The 21,063-nt window shown below is 63.0% G+C and carries 19 protein-coding genes; 8 read left to right on the forward strand and 11 right to left on the reverse strand.

What is annotated here, in order from left to right:
- Positions 1–480 precede the first annotated feature (480 nt).
- The 3 genes from L0U80_RS12035 to L0U80_RS12045 form a co-directional block, all read right to left on the reverse strand.
- Positions 481–1,643, reverse strand: a protein-coding gene (locus L0U80_RS12035) for an IS3 family transposase (RefSeq protein WP_233862016.1) whose coding sequence is annotated in 2 segments (ribosomal slippage) — positions 481–1,388 and positions 1,388–1,643 — 1,164 coding nt in all. Because the reading frame shifts where the segments join, the coding sequence is not laid out codon by codon here.
- Between the two features lie 237 nt (positions 1,644–1,880).
- A complete protein-coding gene (locus tag L0U80_RS12040) occupies positions 1,881–2,621 on the reverse strand; it encodes a hypothetical protein (protein ID WP_233864359.1) in 741 nt (246 codons plus the stop codon).
- Between the two features lie 289 nt (positions 2,622–2,910).
- Positions 2,911–3,339, reverse strand: coding sequence for a ribonucleotide reductase subunit alpha (locus L0U80_RS12045; RefSeq protein ID WP_233865900.1), 429 nt, complete (start codon positions 3,337–3,339; stop codon positions 2,911–2,913).
- A gap of 618 nt (positions 3,340–3,957) precedes the next feature.
- Here L0U80_RS12045 and L0U80_RS12050 point away from each other — a divergent pair.
- From L0U80_RS12050 to L0U80_RS12075, 6 genes are all read left to right on the forward strand, one after another.
- On the forward strand, positions 3,958–4,275 hold the full coding sequence (locus tag L0U80_RS12050; RefSeq protein ID WP_233864362.1) for a YnfA family protein: 318 nt from the start codon (positions 3,958–3,960) through the stop codon (positions 4,273–4,275).
- Positions 4,276–4,524: 249 nt separating this feature from the next.
- Positions 4,525–4,905, forward strand: coding sequence for a DUF2946 domain-containing protein (locus L0U80_RS12055; protein ID WP_233864363.1), 381 nt, complete (start codon positions 4,525–4,527; stop codon positions 4,903–4,905).
- A gap of 105 nt (positions 4,906–5,010) precedes the next feature.
- On the forward strand, positions 5,011–5,904 hold the full coding sequence (locus tag L0U80_RS12060) for a hypothetical protein (protein ID WP_233864364.1): 894 nt from the start codon (positions 5,011–5,013) through the stop codon (positions 5,902–5,904).
- 17 nt (positions 5,905–5,921) lie between these two features.
- Positions 5,922–6,287: a copper resistance CopC family protein gene (locus L0U80_RS12065; RefSeq protein ID WP_233864365.1), complete on the forward strand. Its 366-nt coding sequence runs from the start codon at positions 5,922–5,924 to the stop codon at positions 6,285–6,287.
- A 41-nt stretch (positions 6,288–6,328) separates the two neighbouring features.
- Entirely contained in the window at positions 6,329–7,195 is an 867-nt protein-coding gene (locus L0U80_RS12070) for a CopD family protein (protein WP_505879670.1), read from the forward strand.
- 123 nt (positions 7,196–7,318) lie between these two features.
- The gene (locus L0U80_RS12075; protein ID WP_233864367.1) at positions 7,319–7,765 is read left to right on the forward strand and encodes a copper chaperone PCu(A)C; all 447 of its coding nucleotides are present in this window, start codon (positions 7,319–7,321) and stop codon (positions 7,763–7,765) included.
- A 235-nt stretch (positions 7,766–8,000) separates the two neighbouring features.
- Here L0U80_RS12075 and L0U80_RS12080 read toward each other — a convergent pair whose 3' ends face one another.
- Genes L0U80_RS12080 through L0U80_RS12090 form a run of 3 tightly spaced genes read right to left on the reverse strand, consistent with a single transcriptional unit; the run spans position 8,001 to position 14,064 of the window.
- A complete protein-coding gene (locus tag L0U80_RS12080; protein ID WP_233864368.1) occupies positions 8,001–9,524 on the reverse strand; it encodes an efflux transporter outer membrane subunit in 1,524 nt (507 codons plus the stop codon).
- A gap of 1 nt (position 9,525) precedes the next feature.
- Positions 9,526–12,801 (reverse strand): efflux RND transporter permease subunit, encoded by a 3,276-nt coding sequence (locus L0U80_RS12085; protein ID WP_233864369.1) that lies wholly within the window; start codon positions 12,799–12,801, stop codon positions 9,526–9,528.
- Between the two features lie 15 nt (positions 12,802–12,816).
- Positions 12,817–14,064, reverse strand: a complete 1,248-nt coding sequence (locus tag L0U80_RS12090; RefSeq protein ID WP_233864370.1) for an efflux RND transporter periplasmic adaptor subunit — start codon at positions 14,062–14,064, stop codon at positions 12,817–12,819.
- 430 nt (positions 14,065–14,494) lie between these two features.
- On the opposite strand from L0U80_RS12090, the gene L0U80_RS12095 reads away from it, so the two are divergent.
- Positions 14,495–15,145: a TetR family transcriptional regulator gene (locus L0U80_RS12095; protein ID WP_233864372.1), complete on the forward strand. Its 651-nt coding sequence runs from the start codon at positions 14,495–14,497 to the stop codon at positions 15,143–15,145.
- Between the two features lie 167 nt (positions 15,146–15,312).
- Here the strand turns inward: L0U80_RS12095 and L0U80_RS12100 are convergent, their stop codons facing one another.
- Positions 15,313–15,945, reverse strand: coding sequence for a cysteine hydrolase family protein (locus tag L0U80_RS12100; protein ID WP_233864375.1), 633 nt, complete (start codon positions 15,943–15,945; stop codon positions 15,313–15,315).
- A gap of 208 nt (positions 15,946–16,153) precedes the next feature.
- On the opposite strand from L0U80_RS12100, the gene L0U80_RS12105 reads away from it, so the two are divergent.
- A complete protein-coding gene (locus L0U80_RS12105) occupies positions 16,154–17,152 on the forward strand; it encodes a helix-turn-helix domain-containing protein (RefSeq protein WP_233864378.1) in 999 nt (332 codons plus the stop codon).
- A 189-nt stretch (positions 17,153–17,341) separates the two neighbouring features.
- Here L0U80_RS12105 and L0U80_RS12110 read toward each other — a convergent pair whose 3' ends face one another.
- The 4 genes from L0U80_RS12110 to L0U80_RS12125 all read right to left on the reverse strand — a co-directional run bounded on the left by L0U80_RS12110 (position 17,342) and on the right by L0U80_RS12125 (position 21,050).
- The gene (locus L0U80_RS12110) at positions 17,342–18,085 is read right to left on the reverse strand and encodes an SRPBCC family protein (protein ID WP_233864381.1); all 744 of its coding nucleotides are present in this window, start codon (positions 18,083–18,085) and stop codon (positions 17,342–17,344) included.
- Positions 18,086–18,121: 36 nt separating this feature from the next.
- On the reverse strand, positions 18,122–18,487 hold the full coding sequence (locus L0U80_RS12115; RefSeq protein WP_233864383.1) for a DUF427 domain-containing protein: 366 nt from the start codon (positions 18,485–18,487) through the stop codon (positions 18,122–18,124).
- A gap of 257 nt (positions 18,488–18,744) precedes the next feature.
- Positions 18,745–19,239 (reverse strand): carboxypeptidase-like regulatory domain-containing protein, encoded by a 495-nt coding sequence (locus L0U80_RS12120; RefSeq protein WP_233864385.1) that lies wholly within the window; start codon positions 19,237–19,239, stop codon positions 18,745–18,747.
- Between the two features lie 284 nt (positions 19,240–19,523).
- Positions 19,524–21,050, reverse strand: a complete 1,527-nt coding sequence (locus L0U80_RS12125; RefSeq protein ID WP_233864387.1) for a DegQ family serine endoprotease — start codon at positions 21,048–21,050, stop codon at positions 19,524–19,526.
- Positions 21,051–21,063: the final 13 nt, after the last annotated feature.

Raw genomic sequence — 21,063 nt, forward strand, 5'->3', positions numbered from 1 at the left:
TCAGGCCGGATCTCAAGGCCACGCGGTCCGCAAATTAGAGCCGCGCCGCTTCGGTCAAATTCTTTGGGGCGCCGTGGTTGCCGTCATGTCGCTCTTCTGGCTTGTGATCTTCACCATTAGCCTGACGCACATGCCAGACGCTGGGGCTGTCGCCAAGGCGACAGAGATTGTCGTAACGGCAAGGTATCTGCCCAGCGGCAAGAGCCGGCTTGAGTTTGAAAAGCGGGACGGCGGCTTGCAGCGACAAAATTGCGATCCCGCCTCTCCACTATGCCTTTTCGTAATGCAGCACTCGCCAGTTGAGTTGACGGTGCGGCTAGCCGGCGCGGATTCCGGAATGTCAGATCAGGCTGTGCTATTCGCTCGCGCGGGCAATGAAGTTTTGGTTACCCCTGCCGAGGGAAACGCGAACCTTGCCTCCTTGAAAAGCACAATTCGTGGCGGACTCATCGCGTCCCTTGTGGGGTTGGTGTGTAGTGGTCAACTAATCCCGGACACTGCGTTAAGTTTTTCTTCCGCAACAGCCGGCGCCAGTCCGTCATTGAACTGATGCGGCCGTATCCAGTTGTAACGGTGCATCAGGTAGTGGCTGATATCCCGGTGTGCTTCCTGCGTCGACGTGTACCCCACTGACGGCAGCCATTCCGTCTTGAAGCTGCGGAACAGCCTTTCCATCGGGGAGTTGTCCCAGCAATTTCCACGACGGCTCATGCTCTGCTGAATCCGATAGCGCCACAGGCGCTGACGGAATTTCCGGCTTGCATACTGGCCGCCTTGATCCGAGTGGAACAGCAAGCCTTGCGGACGACCACGCTGCTCATAGGCCATCTCCAACGCCTGCACGACCAGATCGGCATCCGGGCGTGTCGAGAACGCCCAGCCAACAACCCGACGCGTGAACAGGTCGAGCACTACGGCCAGATAATGCCAACGGCCCTGCGCCCAGACATAGGTGATGTCACCACACCAGATCTGATTCGGCGTACCAACCTCGAATTCACGATTGAGATGATTCGGGATATCGATCCGCTCGACCGTGGCCTGCTTGTAGGCATGGCGACCCGGCTGCTTGCAGATAAGCCCGAGTTCTTCCATCAGGCGGCTGACCTTGAAGCGGCCAATCACCGTACCTTCTTCGCGCATCATGCCCATGATGCTGCGGCTGCCGGCAGAGCTTCGACTCTCGACGAACAGCTCGTGTACCCGGCTACGCAGTGCCATGCGCTCGGCGTCAACGCGCTGGGCGCGCTCCCGGTACGCATACAGGCAGGATCGCGATACGTCGAATACCGCGCAGATCAGTTCGACCGATTCGCTTGCGCCAATCTGATCAATTACTTCGTACGTTCGATGCCTTCCGACATCAAGAGCGCGGTAGCCTTTTTTAAAATGGCCTTCTCACGCTCGAGGCGTTCGATACGCGCCTCGAGTTCCTGAATACGCTGTTGATCCGGCGTGATTGCCTTGCCCTGCGGCGTGACGCCCTGGCGTTCCATCTGAAGTTGCTGCACCCAGCGACGCAGCACCGTCTCGCCGACACCGACCGAGCGGCTTGCCTCCATATGGCTATAGCCCTGGTCGAGCACCAGACAGGCGGCTTGCTGTTTGAACTCCGGGGAAAACGTACGTCGTTGCTTGCTCATCAGACACCTCTTCATGGCGACCATTCTCGCCTAAATCAGTGTCCGGATTCATTAGACCACTACAGTGCTCGGATGCATCGTGCTAAGTCGAATACGCACTTAGCCAACCCGAAAGCCGCCCCTTACGACTGTCTGCTCCTGGCCGACCTTCGACGGCCAGATAGAAAGGGAGCGACCGAGGTCGGCCAAACGCTGAGGTCGCCTGCATCCAGTGCATTGGTTCAACATTTGACCCCATTAGTCAGCCCGGCGCCACTGACCTGATTCGGGGCGTACGCCGACTCTTTCACCGTTCAGCCACACTTGCTCTTCATTGGTCATCATCGCGTTCGAAAGGTCACTGTCGAAGGTGACTTTGAGCGCCTGTCCGACAGCGGGGTCCTCGATAGGAAGCTCCCAGGTCAGAAATAGCTGGGTGCAATCTTGATCGGACGGGTAGTCGGCTACGTCAAAACCGTTGCTACCACGCTGGATCACCCCATGAGGCTGGCAGGTATCGAATATCAAGACCGTCCCCCGCTTCAGCGGGATTCGAAGATCAAGCGACGGAAAATGTACGTCTTGCCCCTTATCCTCGCTCAGGAAGAGATTGCAGAAGGCTGCACCGCCATACTGCTCTCCGTCATGGTGATACCTCGCGCCGCGGCAAGCCATGAGGGCCACGTCGCTCGAGGCAAGCACTCCAGGCAGTCCGCGCGAGCTCGTCCAATCGGACACCGCCCGCACGCAGCGCGAGTAGTCCGGCCAGCGGACGCGCGCTCGTGCCAGAGGCATGACCTCGACATCCCCCGGCTCCAGGATTATGCGGAACGCAATCTCCCTTGCCCAATCTGCGAGCAGCCGCGCAGGCGGCTCAGGCACGTCGACAGTGCCAGACAGCACTACGTCGCTCACGCGCCGGCTGCGAATGACGTCGCCACTCCAGAAGAAGGAGGTGAGGAGGTTCTGGGCGTGGGATTGTTGGGGGTTGTGGGTCATCTGTGGCAGTGCAATATGGCCGCCCTGGGTATTTTGCCATCGTGCAGCTAAAGGCTCTTGTCGACCCTGAACTGCCGTTCAAGCACGCCCCCAGCCAATGGCGGCTCCTGAAGACGCAACGGTCATTCGACTGACCGAGCGAAGCCATCCGCTGAATGTCTGGGCGACGCATCCGGTGAACGTCGCTGCATAGCCATGCTGCGTCTCCCTAAGCACGCAGCTGAATCAATCGTTTCGTTGCGTCCTGACCCGCTCTGTGGAGAACGCGTCATTGGCGAGACCATCACCGTCAATGAGAGATCTGTTCAGAGGAGGGACCAAATTGGACTGGATGACCGTGGGTATCGAACGGAATAAACATCCCGACAGAACCAGTCTTGATCGATTCCACCATCCTGTTCAACGGCGCTTCGGCATCCTCAGTTCGCGGCACACACCCGTTTTTACCCGAGAGTGCCGCGACGAAGACGATTGCCCAATCCTGGAGCACCTGTCGTGATTCCGCGAGCAGATCGCTAAACGTACCAAGTTCCTCAGGTGTTTTGTCCACGCACATCAGTGGTGTCAACGCGCCACCCTGACCCGCTTCGAAGCGGGTCAGCTGGTCTGGCGTGCAATCATCGGGCAACTCAACTGAGGTAAATACGAATAGCAGACGCTGTGGCTCCGGTTGTTGCCGTGCGACGCGAAGAAGTTCGTCAAAACTCGAAATACTTATCATCAATCGTCCGTGTGGTGTCGTGAAGGCAAGGCAGTACGTCGGCTGTGGAATCCGACACATAATCCGCTCGTCCTGCCTGGGGGAATTTAGCCGCCCACAAGTGGAGGAGTTTGAACTGCCCATCGGAGAACTTGGAGGAAAACTGGCCGGTCTCGTCAATGTGATGGGATTTGCTCTGGCGGCCTATATGTCCACTTTACCCTGAGAACTCTAACACCTCATGGCGCCACGACCAGTGGTGAACGGCCGCAAGGGAGGGAGTCGACTGTCCGCGTCGGGTTGCGGATTCAACCGGTGGATGCAATAGGTTTCTCGAATCGTTCGGCCGCTTCTTGGGGTGGAGCCGACGTCTCAATGTCCGGGCGTCGCCTCGGGCGAATGATACTTCCTGACCGCAAGCCGACTCGTGCAATTCGCATGATTCGAAACCCCCGTGTAACGCCGCGGCCGGCTGAGTACGACCCGTTTCTGTCATTCAGCGGAGCGATGCGCCAACGCCCGCATATGGTGGCATAGCGGTCGTTAGCACGGTTGCCGGTCAACTAGCTATGGCGTTCCGAGGTTCTCGGCTTTGTGGGGTAGCATTCTCCACGCCCCCGTCTCGTGACACCAAAAATGCGAACCATTTCTTTATATGTAGCTACGGCGATCGCGGAAATTGTTGGCTGCTATCTCCCTTACTTGTGGCTAAAGGAAGGCAAGAGCGCCGCACTATTGATTCCGGCTGCGCTGTCACTCGCGCTCTTTGCATGGCTTCTGACGTTGCATCCATCCGCTGCAGGGCGCGTCTATGCGGCCTACGGCGGTGTTTACATCTCCGTCGCGCTGATCTGGCTCTGGCTTGTCGACGGGATACAGCCCACAGCGTGGGACTGTGCGGGGGTGATAGCCTCGCTCGCCGGAATGGCGATTATCGCGTTTCAACCGCGCTGATCCAAAGGGACTTCCGCCGCCCGGGTGCCTGAACTACTGAGGCGACGAAGGTCACATCCTGGCCGATCAACGTCTGATGCCGTCAGCTGTAAATCCCTCTGAGTAAGCCGGGTCGGCGAGCGTCTCATCCTTGGGCGAATTGAGGTGTCGGATCGTGCGTCAAATTGCCGTGTGAGGGAACTGTCAACTACCCCGTGGCATAATTCTTCGCATTCTTCACCACCACTTTGATTTCGAAACGTCAGCCCGATGCTGAGCCGCTTCCGCCAGAAACTCGGTTGTTTTTTGGGATTGCTGGCAATCCTGATGGCGACGCTCGCGCCGACAGTCTCGCAGGCACTGCCGGGAACCCACGAGGCCGGGCTTCATCCTGGCTCGCACTGCTTTGCGCATTCGACGCCCGGCGTCACGCCGGACAATGGGGGCACTTCGCACGCCCTGGCTGGCCACTGGCAGGCTTGTGGCTACTGCAACCTGCTCGCGCACATGCCTGCACTGCCGAGTGTAGAACCCGCCTTTGCGGTCACGGTCTGGGCCATCCAGCATCGCGTTGCGACGCGGTTTGAAAGTGTGCGCCGCGTCGATCCACTCGCATCAGCCCAGCCACGCGCGCCTCCCGTTTCATTCTGAATTGAGCCCTGTTGGCGATGCCGTACACGAACGCATCGCCATGTGACGCCGCGCATCCTTGCAGACTCGCGGCGGCACGACGACGACCTCATTCGCTGGATGAACATGAATACCAAGACCTCTCGCCATGGCAAACCCTTCTTCGCCGCGGCGACCATCTCATTCGCTGCGACCGCGCTCCTGATTGCCTCATCGCCGGCCACTGCTCACGCCGTTGCAGGCGACCGCGTCTTTCCGTCAACGATGACTGTCGATGATCCAGGTGTCGGCGATGAAGCCAACTTCGAATACGGGCATCAGCGCGTTCCCGGCGACAACGGCGATCAAAGCATCAATACGTTCAGCTTCGAGTACGACAAGCTGATCACGTCGAGGCTTGCCCTGTCGGTCGATGGCGCTTACGTCATGCAGAACAATCCGACCGCTCGCGGGTTCGATAACTTTGGGGTCGGCCTGAAGTATCTGCTGTACGTGAATGCCCCGCACGAATTCATGACGTCAGTCGGGGTGCACGCTGAGCTTGGCGGAACCGGCAGCAAGGCGATTGCGAACAGCTTCTCGACCATCTCGCCGACAATCTTCGTCGGCAAGGGCATGGGCGATCTGCCTGACTCATTGGCTTATCTGCGCCCCGTTGCCATTACCGCCGAAGCCGGGCCTTCCTTGACGACCGGATCCGGTCAGCCCAACTCCTTCGATTATGGTTTCACGGTCCAGTACAGCCTGCCGTATCTGCAGCAGCAGGTGCACGATCTCGGACTGCCACAGCCGCTGTCGAATATTGTTCCTCTTGTCGAGTTTCCGCTGTCGAGAAGCCAGGGCCAAACCACCGGCACGATCAATCCCGGCTTCATCTGGATCAACCGCTATGGCCAGTTCGGTGTCGAAGCACAGATACCCATCAACAGCGCGAGCGGTTCGCACGTGGGCATCCTCGTACAGGCCCATCTTTTCTTCGATGATATTGCGCCGAAAACGCTCGGCAAACCGCTGTTCTGACTAGCGAGGACCGTCTCATGAAACTGCACACGACCGCGCGCGCCGCTGTGGCCGCGCTGATGATCGTCATTTGCCAGGTCGCGCTGGCGCACGCCCACCCGACCCACCAGGCGCCCGCGGCCGGAGCGACCGTCACGACCACGCAAACGGAAGTGGCGATCGACTTCGACGACGCGCTCGAACCCTCGTTCAGCTCGATCGCCGTTACCGACTCGAAAGGCAATACCGTTACGAGCGGCAAGGCTGTGGTTGATCCAGCGAACAAGAAGCACATGTCCGTGGGGCTCAATCCGCTGACACCAGGCCTTTATACGGTCGCGTGGATAGCCGTTGCTTCCGACGGGCACCGCACGCAGGGACACTACACGTTCACGGTGAAATAACGGTGGAGCCACTCGTCATCGCTCAGATCACACTGGCAGCGGTGCAAAACATATTGTTTGCCACAACAGCAGGCCTGGTTGCGTGCGGCGTAATGGGAGAGCGCAGCGGCGTGCTTGAGCAGGCTAGGCTGCGTCGCTGGCGTGCTGTCCTTACGACGGCGCTGTCCATCGCTGCATTCGCGTATCTCTGGCTCCAGGCGGCGGTGATGAGCGGTTCGGCACTCCCTGCCGCAGGTGCAGCATTGGGCGCCGTGCTGACAGAGTCTCACTTCGGCCTTGCATGGTCAGTCGGATTCTTCGGCGCACTGGTCGCGGCATTGAGTTGTTATTTCGGGCGGCGCGGCTTCCCGCTGTTCGTCATTGGCATGCTTGCCTATGCGGCGGGCAAGGCTGCGTTCAGCCATGCGGCGGACTCGGGCGATTTCTCGCTGAGAGAGGCCATCCACGTCGTGCACCTTGTCGCAACTGGCCTCTGGGCGGGCAGCGTGATCGTCGCGGCGATCCTGCTGTACCGGCTTTCACGCGAAGCGGGCAGTTCACCCGGCCCAAAGGCTGCCTTTTGCTCCGCGTTGTCTCATCTGGCGACGTTGGCACTTGTGGTTGTCCTCCTCACCGGTTTCTACAACGCAATGCAGGACACCGCACACGCGAGCGCGCCACTCTTCGGAACCGCCTGGGGCCGGTTGCTCGCCGCCAAGCTTGCATGCGTAGCCCTTGCAACCGCATTGGGTGGCTGGAACCGGATGGTGGTCCTGCCCGATCTGCACGCTCGCGCTGAACGACGCGATCCGGCTTATCCTGCTGCACAGCGCCGCTTCGACAGCCTCCTTGCTGTTGAAGCGCTTGCCATGCTGGCTATCCTCGTGCTGGCTGCAGTGTTGGGCCATACATCGCCGACAGGTGGCTAGCACGTGGATAATTCGGGTCGCGCGCGATATTGATGCGGCGAATGACCGTGACGCCTCGCACTGTCACATTCATCCCGCCAACGAATTGCATTTCCTGGTCAATACAGAATTGGAGAACACGTCATGCACCGTACCTTCCGCCACTTCGCTATCGCACTGCCGCTGGCGGCAGTCTCGTTTACCGCTTTTGCGGCTTCGTCCGATTCGATGATGGTCTCCGACTGCTGGATCCGCTCGATGCCGGGCGACACACCCTCGGGCGGCTACTTCAAACTCATGAACATGAGCGACAAGCCGATCAATCTCGAAAGTGTCGGCACGGATGCGTTCGGCATGTCCATGCTGCATCAGACGCAGATCAGCGGCAACACGTCGAAGATGGCCCCAATCGACAAAGCGACAGTCGCGGCCAACAGCACGCTTGCATTCGCTCCCGGTGGCTATCACGTGATGTTCGAGAAGGCGAAGAAGCCGCTTACGGTCGGCTCGACGATCCCGGTTACTTTCAACTTCAGCGACGGCGAGAAAATCGTAGCGCAATGCGCCGTGAAGAGCGCAGCAGGCAAGTAACGCCCGTGCACGGCTACATGGCCGTGTTGATACGCGACCCGCGCGGCCGCTTCCGGCTTCTCAAGGGACGGTCGAGCGTCATCGCCGGGGCTGACGCGAGCGTCCGCGCGTGGCCGACAACAGCCCGCCCGCAATCGATCTCCCCGAAAATCCACGAAGAACCATAAAAAAAACGCCACGGTCTCCCGTGGCGTTTTTCATTTGAAGCACCGCTAAACAGCGAACCGGCGCACCCTCACCCCGCCGTTGTCGCCGAAGCCGCCACCGGCGCACTGCCCGCACCGTAGTCGACAGGCGCATCGGCCGGCCGCGGCGTCTCGCCAGCGTGTTCGATCCAACCGCCGCCCAGCGCGCGATACAGATCGACGAGATTCGTCAGCCGTGCGAGGCGCGTCTGGATCAGCGTTTGCTGCGATGAATACAGATCGGTTTGTGCGAGCAGCACCGAAAGATAGCTGTCCACACCGTTCCTGTATCGCAGATCCGAAAGATCCAGACGACGCTGATTCGCGAACGTATTGCGCTCGAGCGCCGCGATCTGCTGATCGTAGGTACCGCGCGCGGCGAGCCCGTCCGCTACCTCGCGGAACGCCGACTGGATCGCTTTCTCGTAGTTCGCGATCTCGATGCGCTTCTCGACATTCGCGAGATTGAGATTCGCGACGTTCGCGCCGCCTTCGAAGATCGGCATCGTGACCTGCGGCACGAAGCTCCACGCCGCCGTGCCCGCTTTGAACAGGCCGCCGAGCGTCAGGCTCTCCGTTCCGAACGCTGCGGTCAGCGAGATCTTCGGGAAGAAGGCCGCACGCGCTGCACCGATGTTCGCGTTAGCCGCAAGCAACTGCTGCTCCGCTTCCATGATGTCCGGACGACGCGTGAGCAGATCGGACGGAAGGCCCTCGGGAATGTCGGTCAGCAGATTCTGCGCGTCGAGCGTCAGCCCCTGCGGCAAGTCCGTGGGCAGCGGTTCGCCAATCAGCAGCACCAGCGCGTTCTCGGACTGCGCCCGCGCGCGCGCCTGCGACTGCAGGTTCGCCTGCGCGGTCTCGACGACGGTCTGAGCCGAGCGCAGATCCAGTTCGCCGGCAGTGCCATTGTCGAACTGCACTTTCGTGATGTTGTACGAGTCCTGTGCGCTCTTCAGCGTGTTCTGCGTGACCTGGAGCAGATCCTCTTCGGCCAGCATCGTCAGGTACTGGTCCGCCACCTGCGAGACCAGCGAGATCTCCGCGGCCTTGCGCGCCTCGGCGGTCGCCAGATACTGCGCGAGCGCCTGGTCCTTCAGGCTGCGAATGCGCCCCCAGAAGTCGATTTCCCAAGACGCCTGCAATTCGACGTTATAGACGCTGAACGGATTGCTCGGCGACGTCACCAGCTTGGTCGGAACCCGCGTGCGCGATTCCGTGCCCACGGCACTGATCGACGGGAACAGTTCTGCGCGCGTGATCTGGTACTGCGCGCGCACGGCCTCGACATTCAGCACCGACACGCGCAGGTCGCGGTTGTTCTTCAGCGCGATCGCGACCAGCTCCTGCAGGCGCGCATCGACGAAGAAGTCGCGCCAGCCGATGTCGGTCGCCGCGGCGCCGTTGGCGCTGCGGCCGGTCACGGGGACGCCGGGCTGGCCCGGTTGCGTCGCGTAGACCCCGCCCTGCGGAAAGCTCTGCGAAACGGGGGCCTCGGGACGGTGATACCACGGCGCCATCGTGCAGCCGGCGAGCAGCGCAGCGGCCGCTGCAATTACGGATAGTTTAAGCATCTCAATGTCCTTCCTTGCCCGGGCCGCTCCCGCCATTTCCACCGCCACCACTGCCGCCACCGTTCGGGCCACCCTGCGGGCCGGCGTCGCCGCCGTGGTCCGCGTTGTCCTCATCGTTGTCGTGCGCGTGGTGCTCTTCGTAGTGCTGGAGCGCGACATCGGCGTCTTCCTTCTCGCCGGCGAACTTCGCGCGGATCACGACGAAGAACATCGGGATCATGAAGATCGCGAGGAACGTCGCCGTCAGCATCCCGCCGATCACGCCCGTGCCGATCGCGTGCTGGCTCGCCGAGCCCGCACCGTTACTGATCGCGAGCGGCAGCACGCCGAGGATGAACGCCAGCGACGTCATCAGGATCGGCCGCAACCGCAGACGTGACGCTTCGAGCGCCGCTTCGACCGGCCCCATCTTGCCGTCAGCCTGGAGGTCGCGAGCGAACTCCACGATCAGAATCGCGTTCTTCGCCGATAGACCGACGGTGGTCAACAGACCCACCTGGAAGAACACGTCGTTTTCCAGACCGCGCAGCGTGACCGCCAGCAGCGCGCCGAGCACGCCGAGCGGCACCACCATGATGACCGCGAACGGAATCGACCAGCTCTCGTACAGCGCCGCAAGACACAGGAACACGACGAGGATCGAGATGCCGTAAAGGATCGGCGCCTGCGAGCCCGACTGGCGCTCCTGGTACGAGAGGCCCGTCCATTCGTAGCCGATGCCCGCGGGCAGCTTCGCCGCGATCTGCTCCATGGCCGTCATCGCCTGGCCCGTCGACTTGCCCGGACCGGCCGCGCCCTGGATTTCCATCGCCGAGATGCCGTTGAAACGTTCGAGCTTCGGCGAGCCGTAAGTCCACGTGCCCGTGCCGAACGCGCTGAACGGCACCATCCCGCCCGCGCCGTTGCGCACGTACCAGATGTTCATGTCTTCCGGCGTCATACGGAACGGCGCGTCGGACATCACGTAGACCTTCTTGATCCGGCCGTCGGTGTCGAGGAAGTTGTTCACGAACTGCGACGCCCAGGCGATCGAGAACGTCTGGTCAATCGCCGAACTCGACACACCAAGAGCCTGTGCCTTCTCGCGATCGATGTTGACCTTGAACTGCGGGGTGTCGTTCAGGCCGTTCGGGCGCACCTGCGCGAGCGTCGGGTCCTTCGCCGCCATGCCGAGCAGCATGTTGCGCGCTTCCATCAGCTTGTCGTGGCCAACGCCACCGCGGTCCTGCAGCTCGAAGTCGAAGCCCGACGCCGTGCCGAGTTCAGGAATCGACGGCGGATTCACCGGAATCACCATCGCGTCCTTGTAGCCCTGGAAATGCCCGTACATGCGGCGCACGAGCGCCTGGACCTTCTGGTCGTCGCTCTGGCGCTGCTTGTAGTCCTTCATGCGGACAAACAGGAGACCCGAGTTCTGGCCACGGCCCGCAAAGCTGAAACCGTTCACCGAGAACACCGACTCGACGATCGACTTCTCGTCGTGGAGCAGGTAGTCCTCGACATTGGCGAGCGTGCGTGCGGTGGTTTCCTGCGTCGAACCCGACGGCGTCTGCACGAGCACGAACATCGTGCCCTGATCCTCATCCGGCAGGAACGACTTCGGCAGGCGCACGAACAGCATGCCGACCGCGACGATCACAGCGATATAGATGATGAGCCAGCGCGTCGAGCGCTTGATCACGTGGTACACGCCGCTGTGATACTTGTCGCGGCTCTTCTCGAAGGTCCGGTTGAACCAGCCGAAGAAGCCCTTCTTGGCTTCGTGGTGGCCCTTCGGGATCGGCTTGAGAATCGTCGCGCAGAGTGCGGGCGTGAGAATCAGCGCGACCAGCACCGAGAGCACCATCGCCGCCACGATCGTGAGCGAGAACTGCCGGTAAATCGCGCCGACCGAACCGCCCGAGAACGCCACCGGCACGAACACCGCGGAGAGCACGAGCGCCACGCCGACCAGTGCGCCGGTGATCTGGCCCATCGCCTTGCGGGTGGCTTCTTTGGGCGATAACCCCTCTTCGGCCATCACACGCTCGACGTTCTCCACGACCACGATTGCGTCGTCAACTAGCAGACCGATTGCCAGCACGAGGCCGAACATCGACAGCACGTTGATCGAGAAGCCCACCGCCGCCATGATCGCGAACGTGCCGAGCAGCACGACTGGCACCGCGATAGTCGGAATCAGCGTCGCGCGCAGGTTCTGCAGGAACAGATACATCACGAGGAACACAAGCACGATGCCTTCCAGCAGCGTCTTGATCACTTCCTCGATCGACAGGCGCACGAACGGCGTCGTGTCGTACGGATACTGCACGACGAGACCATGCGGGAAGTACGCCGAGAGCTGATCGATCTTCTGGCGCACGAGCCTTGCGGTCTGCAGCGCGTTCGCACCCGTTGCGAGCTGGATACCGAGACCTGCCGTCGGCGCGCCGTTGTACTTCGTGTCGAAGTTATACGTTTCGCCGCCGAGCGCGATGCGCGCCACGTCGCGCAAGCGCACCTGCGAGCCGTCCTGGTTCACCTTCAGCAGGATGTTGCCGAACTCTTCCGGCGTGCGCAGCAGCGTCGATTCGGTGATCGTCGCCTGGAACGCCTGGCCTGCCACCGCCGGCGTGCCGCCGAGCTGGCCGCCCGCGATCTGCACGTTCTGTGCGGTGATCGCGGTGGTGACGTCAACCGGCGTCAGGCCGAAGTTGGTCAGGCGGTTCGGGTCGAGCCAGATGCGCATCGCGTACTGCGAGCCGAACAGCGTGACCGTGCCCACGCCGTCGATCCGGCTGATCGGGTCCTGTACGTTCGACGCCACGTAGTTCGCGAGGTCGTACTTCGACATGCTGCCGTCCTGGGACACGAACGCGAGCACGAGCAGGAAGCTGCTGCTCGACTTCGTGACGCGGATACCGAGCTGCTGCACCACCTGCGGAAGGATCGGCGTGGCGAGCTGCAGCTTGTTCTGCACCTGCACCTGCGCGATGTCCGGGTTGGTGCCCGCGGCGAACGTCAGCGTGATCGTGGCCGTGCCCGAGTCATCACTCGTCGACGAGAGATACAGCAGGTGGTCGAGACCGCTCATCTGCTGCTCGATCACCTGCGTGACCGTGTTTTCCACCGTCTTCGCGGATGCGCCCGGGTAGGTCGCGCTGATCTGGATGGACGGCGGCGCGATGGTCGGATACTGCGCGACCGGCAGCGTGAACACCGACGCCACGCCCGCCAGCATCAGAATGATGGCGATCACCCACGCGAAAATCGGGCGATCGATAAAGAACTTTGCCATTAAGCAGGCTCCCGGTTAATGCGCGGCGGAGGCCGGTTTTGCGCTCGCAGCGGGGCTTGCGCCTGCCGGAGCCTGGGCGGGACCTGTCGTCATGTCAGCCGAAGGCGCTCCCGGCGCCGGCGGCGGCGGCAGTTCCGCCGCGACAGCCTTCACGCTCGCGCCCGGACGGACCTTCTCGGTGCCCTGCACGATCACGCGGTCGCCGGCATTCAGGCCGCTCTGGACGACCCAGTCCTGGCCCTGCGTGACCGAGGTCTGGATCGGCGTCAGCACGACCTTGTCGTCCTTGCCGACCACGAGCACCGTCGCCTGACCCTTCTGGTCGTGCTGGACACCCACCTGCGGCACGAGGAACGCGTGGTCATTCACGCCTTCTTCGATGCGCGCACGCACGAACATGCCCGGCAGCAACACGCGGTTCGGATTCGGGAAGACAGCGCGGACCGTCACTGAGCCGGTGGTCTGATCGACCGTCACGTCGGTGAACTTCAGCGTGCCCGTTTCCTTGTAGGCGCGGCCGTCTTCGAGCATGAGCGTCACCTTGGCGGCGTTCGGACCGCTCGTCCTGAGGCGCCCCTCCTGGATCTCCCGGCGCAGCCTGAGGCCTTCACTGCTCGACTGCGTGACGTCCACATACATCGGATCGAGTTGCTGCACGGTCGACAGCAGCGTGGCCTGGCTCGCCTGTACATAGGCGCCCGGCGTGACCTGCGAAATGCCGACCTGCCCAGAGATGGGCGACACGACGTCCGTATAGCCGAGGTTGATCTGCGCGGTATCGACGGCGGCCTTGCCTGCGTCGACATCGGCCTGCGCCTGGCCCTGGGCCGCGATGGCGTTGTCGTAGTCCTGCTTCGACACGGCATTCGCAGCGACCAGCACCTTGTAGCGCGCAGCAAGGGCGTTCTGCGTGGCGAGGTTGGCCTGCGCCTTCGCGAGCGCGGCCTTGGCATTGTTCAACGCGGCGTTGTACGGCGCCGGATCGATTTTGTAGAGCCGCTGGCCCGCTTTCACGTTGGTGCCTTCGGTGAACTCGCGCGTCAGCACAATGCCGTCAACACGGGAACGCACCTGCGCGACGAGGAAGGCACTGGTGCGGCCAGGCAATTCGGATACGACCGGCACAGCGGTTGGCTGGACCGTTACGACGCCCACCTGGGGCGTTTGCGGCGGCGGCGCCGACTGCTTTTGCCCGCACGCTGCGAGCACTACAGCAGCCGTCGCAAGACTAATTAGGCGGAATGGAACCCGTTCGACGCGCATGGAGCGACCTCTGTCTTTATCTGACAAAAAAGCATGCGGCGTCCCGCTTGAAACCAGGGGACGCATCGCACGCCAGCATCTGGTGTTACCTGACGGATGATGTTGACTTCTTTCTGGTACCAGTCCGGCCACCGCATCCGTACTCACGGGTCATCGGCCACGCGACTACGAGAGTATCGTGCGCTCGGGTTTCTACGGGCACCCGGGGCCAGTGACGGATATTAACCGGACATCACCACTTGAGGTACCTGAGTGGTGGGGTGCTATTATAGATACATTCGCGAATGCATGTAAAAGAACAAGCCATTGGGTTAGAAGGGTCTTTCAGGTGCAATCTGCGCGTTCCGCCGCCCCGGCGCGGCGGATGTGCGGCGCAAGCCGGCTAGCAGCCGCGCTTCGCCCTCTCGCAACCTATTACAAACGCTCAATCATGGTCCGACGCACAAAAGAGGAAGCGCTGGAGACGCGCAGCAAGATCCTCGATGCCGCCGAGCACGTCTTCTTCGAGCGAGGTGTCTCGCGCACGTCCCTTGCCCATATCGCCGAGGCCGCTGGTGTCACGCGCGGCGCGATCTACTGGCATTTCCAGAACAAAGGCGACCTGTTCACGGCGATGTTCGACCGCGTGGTGCTGCCGCTCGAAGAGATCAAGGCGGCGTCGGTCGCCCGCAGTGAGCCGGATCCGCTCGGACGCATTCGCGACCTGTGCGTGCTGTGTCTTCGCGACACGGCAACGGACGCACGGCGCCGCCGCGTGTTCGAAATCCTGTTCCTGAAGTGTGAGTTCGTGGAGGAAATGGGGCCGGTGATGGCGCGCCATCAGTCCGCGATGCGTGAGGGACTGGAGCGGATCGAGGAAGGTCTGCGCAATGCGATGTCCAAGGGGCAGTTGAGCGCCGACCTCGACGCCGCGTGCGCGGCGCGCGTGCTGCATTCGTTCATCACGGGCGCGCTGCGCGACATGGCTTCCCTGCCCGGTGTCTTCGATGTCGCAACAAACGCCGAGCGGCACGTCGAAGCGATGCTCGACACGCTGCGCTATAGCCCGGCATTGCGAATCGGGGCGGCGGCAAAGCCTTAGCCGGGCTGAGCGGCTTGCGCCGCGTTACAGCGGCGTACCGCGAAGGGGTCTTCAACCGCGCGCATGGGCGGCGACCTGCGTCTGCCATTTCACTAGCCGACGTGTGCCGCGCCCGAAAACGCCTTTAGGCGAGCACCCTTCCCCGCCTCACCGCTACGCGTTGCACGTTACGCAACGGCCTTCGCGCGCGCCCGCTGGTTCGACGCGTAGATGTTGTCGCGCGACAGCGGCATGCCGGCCTTCACGGCGGCGAGCCACGCATCGGTGGTCGCCACCGCGGCGAAGTTCGACTGCATCACGACGCTGAACACGTGATGAATGTCCTCGGCGCTCGCGAATCCCGCATCGTTCGCGTAGGGCAGCGAGCCCGTCGCATCTTGCAGAAACTCCACCTTAAGCCCCGCGTGCGTGGCTTCGAAAACCGTCGAGGCATCGCAGTTGTGGGTCATGTACCCGGCCACCGTGATCGTATCGATGTCGCGCGCCGCGAGCCATTGTGCGAGATCGGTACCCGCGAAAGCGCTCGCCATTGCTTTTTCGACGTAGTGATCGCGTTCGCGCGATGCGACCACCGAATGCAGCTCCGCGCCGACGCTGCCACGCGCGAAGATCGGCGCTCCAGCGGGCGCAAAGTGCTGCACGACGACGACCGGCACGCCGGCCGACCGCGCACCGTCGATCGCGCGGCCGATGTTTTCGAGCGACGTTTCGACGGGGGGAAATTCGATCGGCAGTTCGCCGGTGACGTACTCGTTCTGGACGTCGATCACGACAAGTGCGCGGCGCGGATTCGAAGACATGGCAGTGTTCCTTCTGGAAGCGTGGTTAGCGAGGTGGTCGGGTGCAGCATCGGATGGCCTTTCGACGGCATGGCTGCGATGGAGTCATTGTTGCGTTCAGCCCGAGCCCCTGACAGTGGCCCGAATGACAACTTTCGCTAAAATCGGGCCATTCGTCCAACGTTCAAACCGGAAGTCCGCCGTCCAGCCCAAATGCAGAAGGCTCGCCATGCCCGCCGTACCTCGCTCCACGGATAATCGCGCCGAAGCGCCCTCGCCGCACCGCATCGCAGTGATTGCGTTCGACCGCATGAGCCCATTCCACCTTTCGGTGCCGTGCGTCGTATTTGGCGAGGACGGGGCCGAATCGGACGTGCCAGCGTTCGAGCTGCGCGTCTGCGCATCAGAGCCTGGCCCGCTCACGACCACGGCAGGCTTTACGATCGGCACGACGCACGGACTCGATGCGCTATCCGACGCCGACGTGGTCATCGTCCCCAGCTGGCGCAACACCACGGAGCCGCCACCGGTCGCGCTAAGCGACGCGCTGCGCGAAGCCCATGCACGCGGCGCGATTCTCGTCGGGTTGTGCCTTGGCGCGTTCGTGCTTGCGGATACTGGCCTGCTCGACGGCCGCCCTGCGACGACGCACTGGCTTGCAGCCGATACGTTCGCGCAGCGCTTCCCGCACGTGCGCTTCGACCCGGATGTGCTCTATGTCGACGACGGTGACGTGCTGACCTCGGCGGGCACCGCAGCGGGACTCGACTGCTGCCTGCACCTGATGCGGCGGCTGTGCGGCACGGCCGCTGCGAACTACGTCGCGCGGCGGCTTGTTGTGCCGCCGCACCGGCAGGGCAACCAGGCTCAGTTCGTCCAGCAGCCGGTTGCACCGGAGGGGCGCCGCGACCGGCTCGCGGAACTGCTCGACTGGATCCGCGCGCATCTCGACGCGCCGCACACACTCGACTCGCTCGCGCAACGCGCGTTGATGAGCCGCCGGACGTTCACGCGTCAATTCCGGCTGACGACCGGCTCGACGGTGAGCGGCTGGCTGCTCGGCGAGCGGCTCGCACGCGCGCAGCAATTGCTGGAAACCACCGACCAGCCGATCGACGCCATCGCGCAGCGCGCGGGCTTCGGTTCTGCCGCGTCGCTGCGTCAGCATTTCGTGGAGGCGTTCAACACGACACCGTCATCGTGGCGGCGCGAATTCCGCGGCGCATGAGGCGAGGGAGTCAGGCTCAAAAGGAGGGATCGTCGCGGTCCGGATCGCTCGTGCGGTTCGCAGTGCTTGCGAGGTACGTTAGCGATATTCCGGACGCTGCGTGCTACCTGGCCGCCAACGGCGAACGTCGGCAGCACCAGAACCCCCGCCGCACTGCAGCACGCGAATAGTCCGCAAACAGTCCGCGCTTCAGCCGCCGGTGAAACGCCGCGCCACGTAGAACAACAGCGCGACGAAGAAAATCAACGCGGCCCACGCCCAGTTCGGCATGGCGTGCGGCGTGGTCTCGTGATGTAGCGTGCTCGCCGCGCGGCCGCTCAACGTGCCGCCGTAATGCTGCGGCAGCAGGTGCGCGCGCCGTGCCACGCCCGCGAGGCTGATCGGCCGCAGAAACACATGCGTGCGGCGCGGTTCCTTCCCCGACGCGCGGTTCGGCCCCTTGCCATGCTTCGCCTCGACGACGGCGCAGAACTCCGAGAAGAAGTCATCAGCGACTTCGTGCAGTGCATTTTCGAGCTGGCGCGGCGGCAGGTCGGCGAGCGGCCCCGTGAGCGTCGCCCAAACCGAGTAGTCGATACGCGTGCTCATGCAACTGCGGATGCCCGCCGGGCCGCCAGGGTGATCGTCGGCACGCAGCGCAACGTCGATCTGGCCGCGCAGCGATCCGATACCGTCGGCTCGCGCACGAAAGCTCAGCACGCGACGCGGCGCAAGCGGCACCACACCCGCATCGTTAGCGATGTGGGCGCGCACTTCATAGCGCGCGCGCAGTGGTCCGAGCGGTACGGTGAGCGTCAGCGCGTATTCGCCCGGCGCAAGACGACGGAACGACTCGCAATGTTCCACGCTCGCGCGCACCAGCGCGCTGTCCTGCAGCGCATCCCAGACAACGGACGGCGCAAGTGGAATGCGTAATGCGTCGTTCAGTTCCATGGCGGCTCCTCTGCCGGCGCGTTGCGCGACATCCGGTCAGGATGTCTGATCGATCCGGTCAACGCGCGAAGCGTAAAACGCCAGATAGCCCTTGATACTGCTCACACTGTCGAGCGGTGCCTCATACGTCCAGGCGACATCATCGACACGCCCATCTTCGGTGTGCAGATGGAAATACGACGCCTCGCCCTTGTACGGGCAGCGCGACGTGCGTGTCGAACGCTCGAGCCGCGCCATGTTCACGTCGCTGCGCGGAAAGTAGAAAACGTCGGAGTAACCGGTTTCGGAAAGCGTCAGCGCCGCGTGTGTGTCGGCAATGGTGATGCCCCCGTGAATCACGCGCACGCGATGACGGTTCGCGACAATATCGATTCGATGATCGGCGTCTGGATCGACCGCCATGTCCGGCTCCCTGACTGATCGTGGCAACGCCTCAAGGCGCCCCCGCCTGGGCCGGCTGGTCGTGCCACGCCCGGCCCGTGTTCGCGCCCCGCGCCTTGCGCACTGCGCTCCTCGTCGTGGGCATTCAGCGGCCCGCGCCGCAGTGTGCCCACGACTTCATTATCGACGAAACTTCGGCGGATTGCGCAAACTTCGGCGGCGCGCGTGGGCACCCGAACGAACCCACACACGCCGGCAGTTCCTCGGCCGCAGGGTTTTTACCAGGTGAATGCAGCGCGCGCGTTACCGCTCGCGGTCACCGTGACCGCGCTCGTCTTCGAAACGTCTGCATGGCTCACATGAACCGAATAGCGGCCCGGTGGCACCTTCACGAGCATGTAGGGCCCGCGCGATGTGGTGTCGAGGACGCTCGTGCCCTGGGCGTCGGTGATCGTGACGTGGACGTCGGCAAGAAACTCGCCGCCGGTTGCAGTGAAGCGCAGGGAAAGCGGCCAATCGCTCGCGGCACTGCGCAGCGCCTGTGACTCATCCAGGCCGACGCCGCCCGAGACGAACGACACACCGCCCTGTTGCTGGATCTGCGGCATGCCCGTGCCGTGGGTGTTGCCTGCGCTGGTGTTGTCGGTGGTCGAGCCGCCAACGACGCCGCTGGCGCTGTTTTGCTGCGCCGCCGCCGTGCCCGCCATCCCGAGCGCAGACGCCGCGGCGAGCAGCACCGTAGCGATGTGTCGCGAATTCAGGGATGTCTTCATCGTCATGCTCCTTTCGGATGTAACCAGACGACATAACTGCGCAAAACGCGTGCGCGACTCATCGGAATCGTGAACACGTTTCGGAGATCGAGGCTTCAAATGAGGGTCAGGCATGCGATGTCACGGCAAAAGCCTGTTCGCACTGCCAACAGGCCGAGGCCGTGGCAACAGCCGCCCAAAACGACACTGCCGCCGGGCCCAGGGCCAACGGCGGCAGCGTTTCGCTAGACGCGAAGAGCGGTCCGGCGCGTAGCCGGACCGTGGGGGACAGATAAGGGGCAGAATCAGCCGAGATCGACCGGTACGAAGATCTGCGCGTTATCGCGCTGGATCAGGAGTGCGATGCTGTTGCCGGCGTCCGCGATCATCTTCTTTAGCTGATCGGCGCTCGTCACCGGACGGCCGTTCACCGCGAGGATCACGTCGCCCTGCTGGATGCCGGCGTTCGCCGCCGCGCCGCCAGCCTGCTCGACGACGAGGCCGTGATCGACCGAGCCGCTGCTCTTCTCTTCCGGCGTGAGCGGACGCACCGCGACGCCGAGACGCCCTTGCGTCTGCGCTTCTGGCGTATCGGCCGAAGCGACCTTCTTGTCGCCGAGCGCGCCGATCGTCGCCGTCACATTCTTCGTCGACTTGTCGCGCCAGACCTGGAGGTCAGCCTTGGTGCCCGGCTTGATGCCCGCGATCACCGACGGCAGAACGGTCGAATCGTCGATCGCCTGGCCATTCACCGAAAGGATCACGTCACCCGGCTTCAGGCCGGCCTTCGCTGCCGGACCGTCCGCGTCGACCGAGCTGACGAGTGCGCCGTGCGGCTTGTCCATACCGAACGAATTGGCGAGCGTCTGGTTCATCGACTGCACCGCCACGCCGAGACGGCCACGGCTCACGTGTCCGGTCTTGACGAGGTCGTCCTTGACCTTGATCGCCTCGTCGATCGGGATCGCGAACGACAGGCCCTGGAAGCCGCCCGTACGCGAGTAGATCATCGAGTTGATGCCAATCACTTCGCCCTGCATATTGAAGAGCGGGCCACCCGAGTTGCCGGGGTTCACCGGCACGTCGGTCTGGATGAACGGCGTGTAGTTCTCGTCAGGCAGCGTGCGCGACTTCGCGCTGATGATGCCCGATGTCACGGTGTTGTCGAAGCCGTAAGGCGAGCCGATCGCCACGACCCACTGGCCGACCTTGCTCTGGCGCGGATCGCCGATCTTCACGGTCGGCAGATCCTTCGCGTCGATCTTGAGCACAGCGACATCCGACTGCTTGTCCGCGCCGACGACTTTCGCCTTGAATTCGCGCTTGTCGGTGAGCTTCACGGTCACGACGTTTGCGCCGTCCACGACGTGCGCATTCGTCAGGATGTAGCCATCGGCGCTGAGGACGAAGCCCGAGCCGAGGCTCGTGCTCGGCGTGTCGGCCTGGCCGCCGTCATCGCCACCGCCGTCGCCGCCATCACCGCCGTTGCCGCCGCCCTGGCCCGGCACGCCGCCGTAGAAACGCTTGAAGAACTGGTAGAACGGATCGGACGGATCGATCGGGAGTTGCCGCGCGCCGCTGTTGCGCATCGCGGTCCGCTTGACCTCGTGCTTGGCGCTGATGTTGACGACCGCGGGGCCGTAGGTTTCAACGAGGCCCGAGAAATCGGGAATGCCGGTCTTGGCGGCAGCTTCCGCGGGCATCATCGCTGCCTGCGCAGCCGTGATGACTTCAGGCGCGGGGACGTCGCGGTGTCCGGCCACGTAGCCCGCCGACAACGCGGCGGCAATGGCAATCGCCACGGCACTGCGAGTAAAGACTTTTGCGTTCATAGCAGGTTCCTTG

This window comes from Paraburkholderia adhaesiva (assembly GCF_021390575.1).
GTDB lineage: Bacteria > Pseudomonadota > Gammaproteobacteria > Burkholderiales > Burkholderiaceae > Paraburkholderia > Paraburkholderia adhaesiva.

Bases quoted from the DNA above. Each gene is read 5' to 3' on its own strand.
- L0U80_RS12040 (WP_233864359.1), bottom strand. From the start codon at position 2,621: ATGACCCACAACCCCCAACAATCCCACGCCCAGAACCTCCTCACCTCC.
- L0U80_RS12050 (WP_233864362.1), top strand. From the start codon at position 3,958: ATGCGAACCATTTCTTTATATGTAGCTACGGCGATCGCGGAAATTGTT.
- L0U80_RS12055 (WP_233864363.1), top strand. From the start codon at position 4,525: ATGCTGAGCCGCTTCCGCCAGAAACTCGGTTGTTTTTTGGGATTGCTG.
- L0U80_RS12060 (WP_233864364.1), top strand. From the start codon at position 5,011: ATGAATACCAAGACCTCTCGCCATGGCAAACCCTTCTTCGCCGCGGCG.
- L0U80_RS12065 (WP_233864365.1), top strand. From the start codon at position 5,922: ATGAAACTGCACACGACCGCGCGCGCCGCTGTGGCCGCGCTGATGATC.
- L0U80_RS12075 (WP_233864367.1), top strand. From the start codon at position 7,319: ATGCACCGTACCTTCCGCCACTTCGCTATCGCACTGCCGCTGGCGGCA.
- L0U80_RS12080 (WP_233864368.1), bottom strand. From the start codon at position 9,524: ATGCTTAAACTATCCGTAATTGCAGCGGCCGCTGCGCTGCTCGCCGGC.
- L0U80_RS12085 (WP_233864369.1), bottom strand. From the start codon at position 12,801: ATGGCAAAGTTCTTTATCGATCGCCCGATTTTCGCGTGGGTGATCGCC.
- L0U80_RS12090 (WP_233864370.1), bottom strand. From the start codon at position 14,064: ATGCGCGTCGAACGGGTTCCATTCCGCCTAATTAGTCTTGCGACGGCT.
- L0U80_RS12095 (WP_233864372.1), top strand. From the start codon at position 14,495: ATGGTCCGACGCACAAAAGAGGAAGCGCTGGAGACGCGCAGCAAGATC.
- L0U80_RS12100 (WP_233864375.1), bottom strand. From the start codon at position 15,945: ATGTCTTCGAATCCGCGCCGCGCACTTGTCGTGATCGACGTCCAGAAC.
- L0U80_RS12105 (WP_233864378.1), top strand. From the start codon at position 16,154: ATGCCCGCCGTACCTCGCTCCACGGATAATCGCGCCGAAGCGCCCTCG.
- L0U80_RS12110 (WP_233864381.1), bottom strand. From the start codon at position 18,085: ATGGAACTGAACGACGCATTACGCATTCCACTTGCGCCGTCCGTTGTC.
- L0U80_RS12115 (WP_233864383.1), bottom strand. From the start codon at position 18,487: ATGGCGGTCGATCCAGACGCCGATCATCGAATCGATATTGTCGCGAAC.
- L0U80_RS12120 (WP_233864385.1), bottom strand. From the start codon at position 19,239: ATGAAGACATCCCTGAATTCGCGACACATCGCTACGGTGCTGCTCGCC.
- L0U80_RS12125 (WP_233864387.1), bottom strand. From the start codon at position 21,050: ATGAACGCAAAAGTCTTTACTCGCAGTGCCGTGGCGATTGCCATTGCC.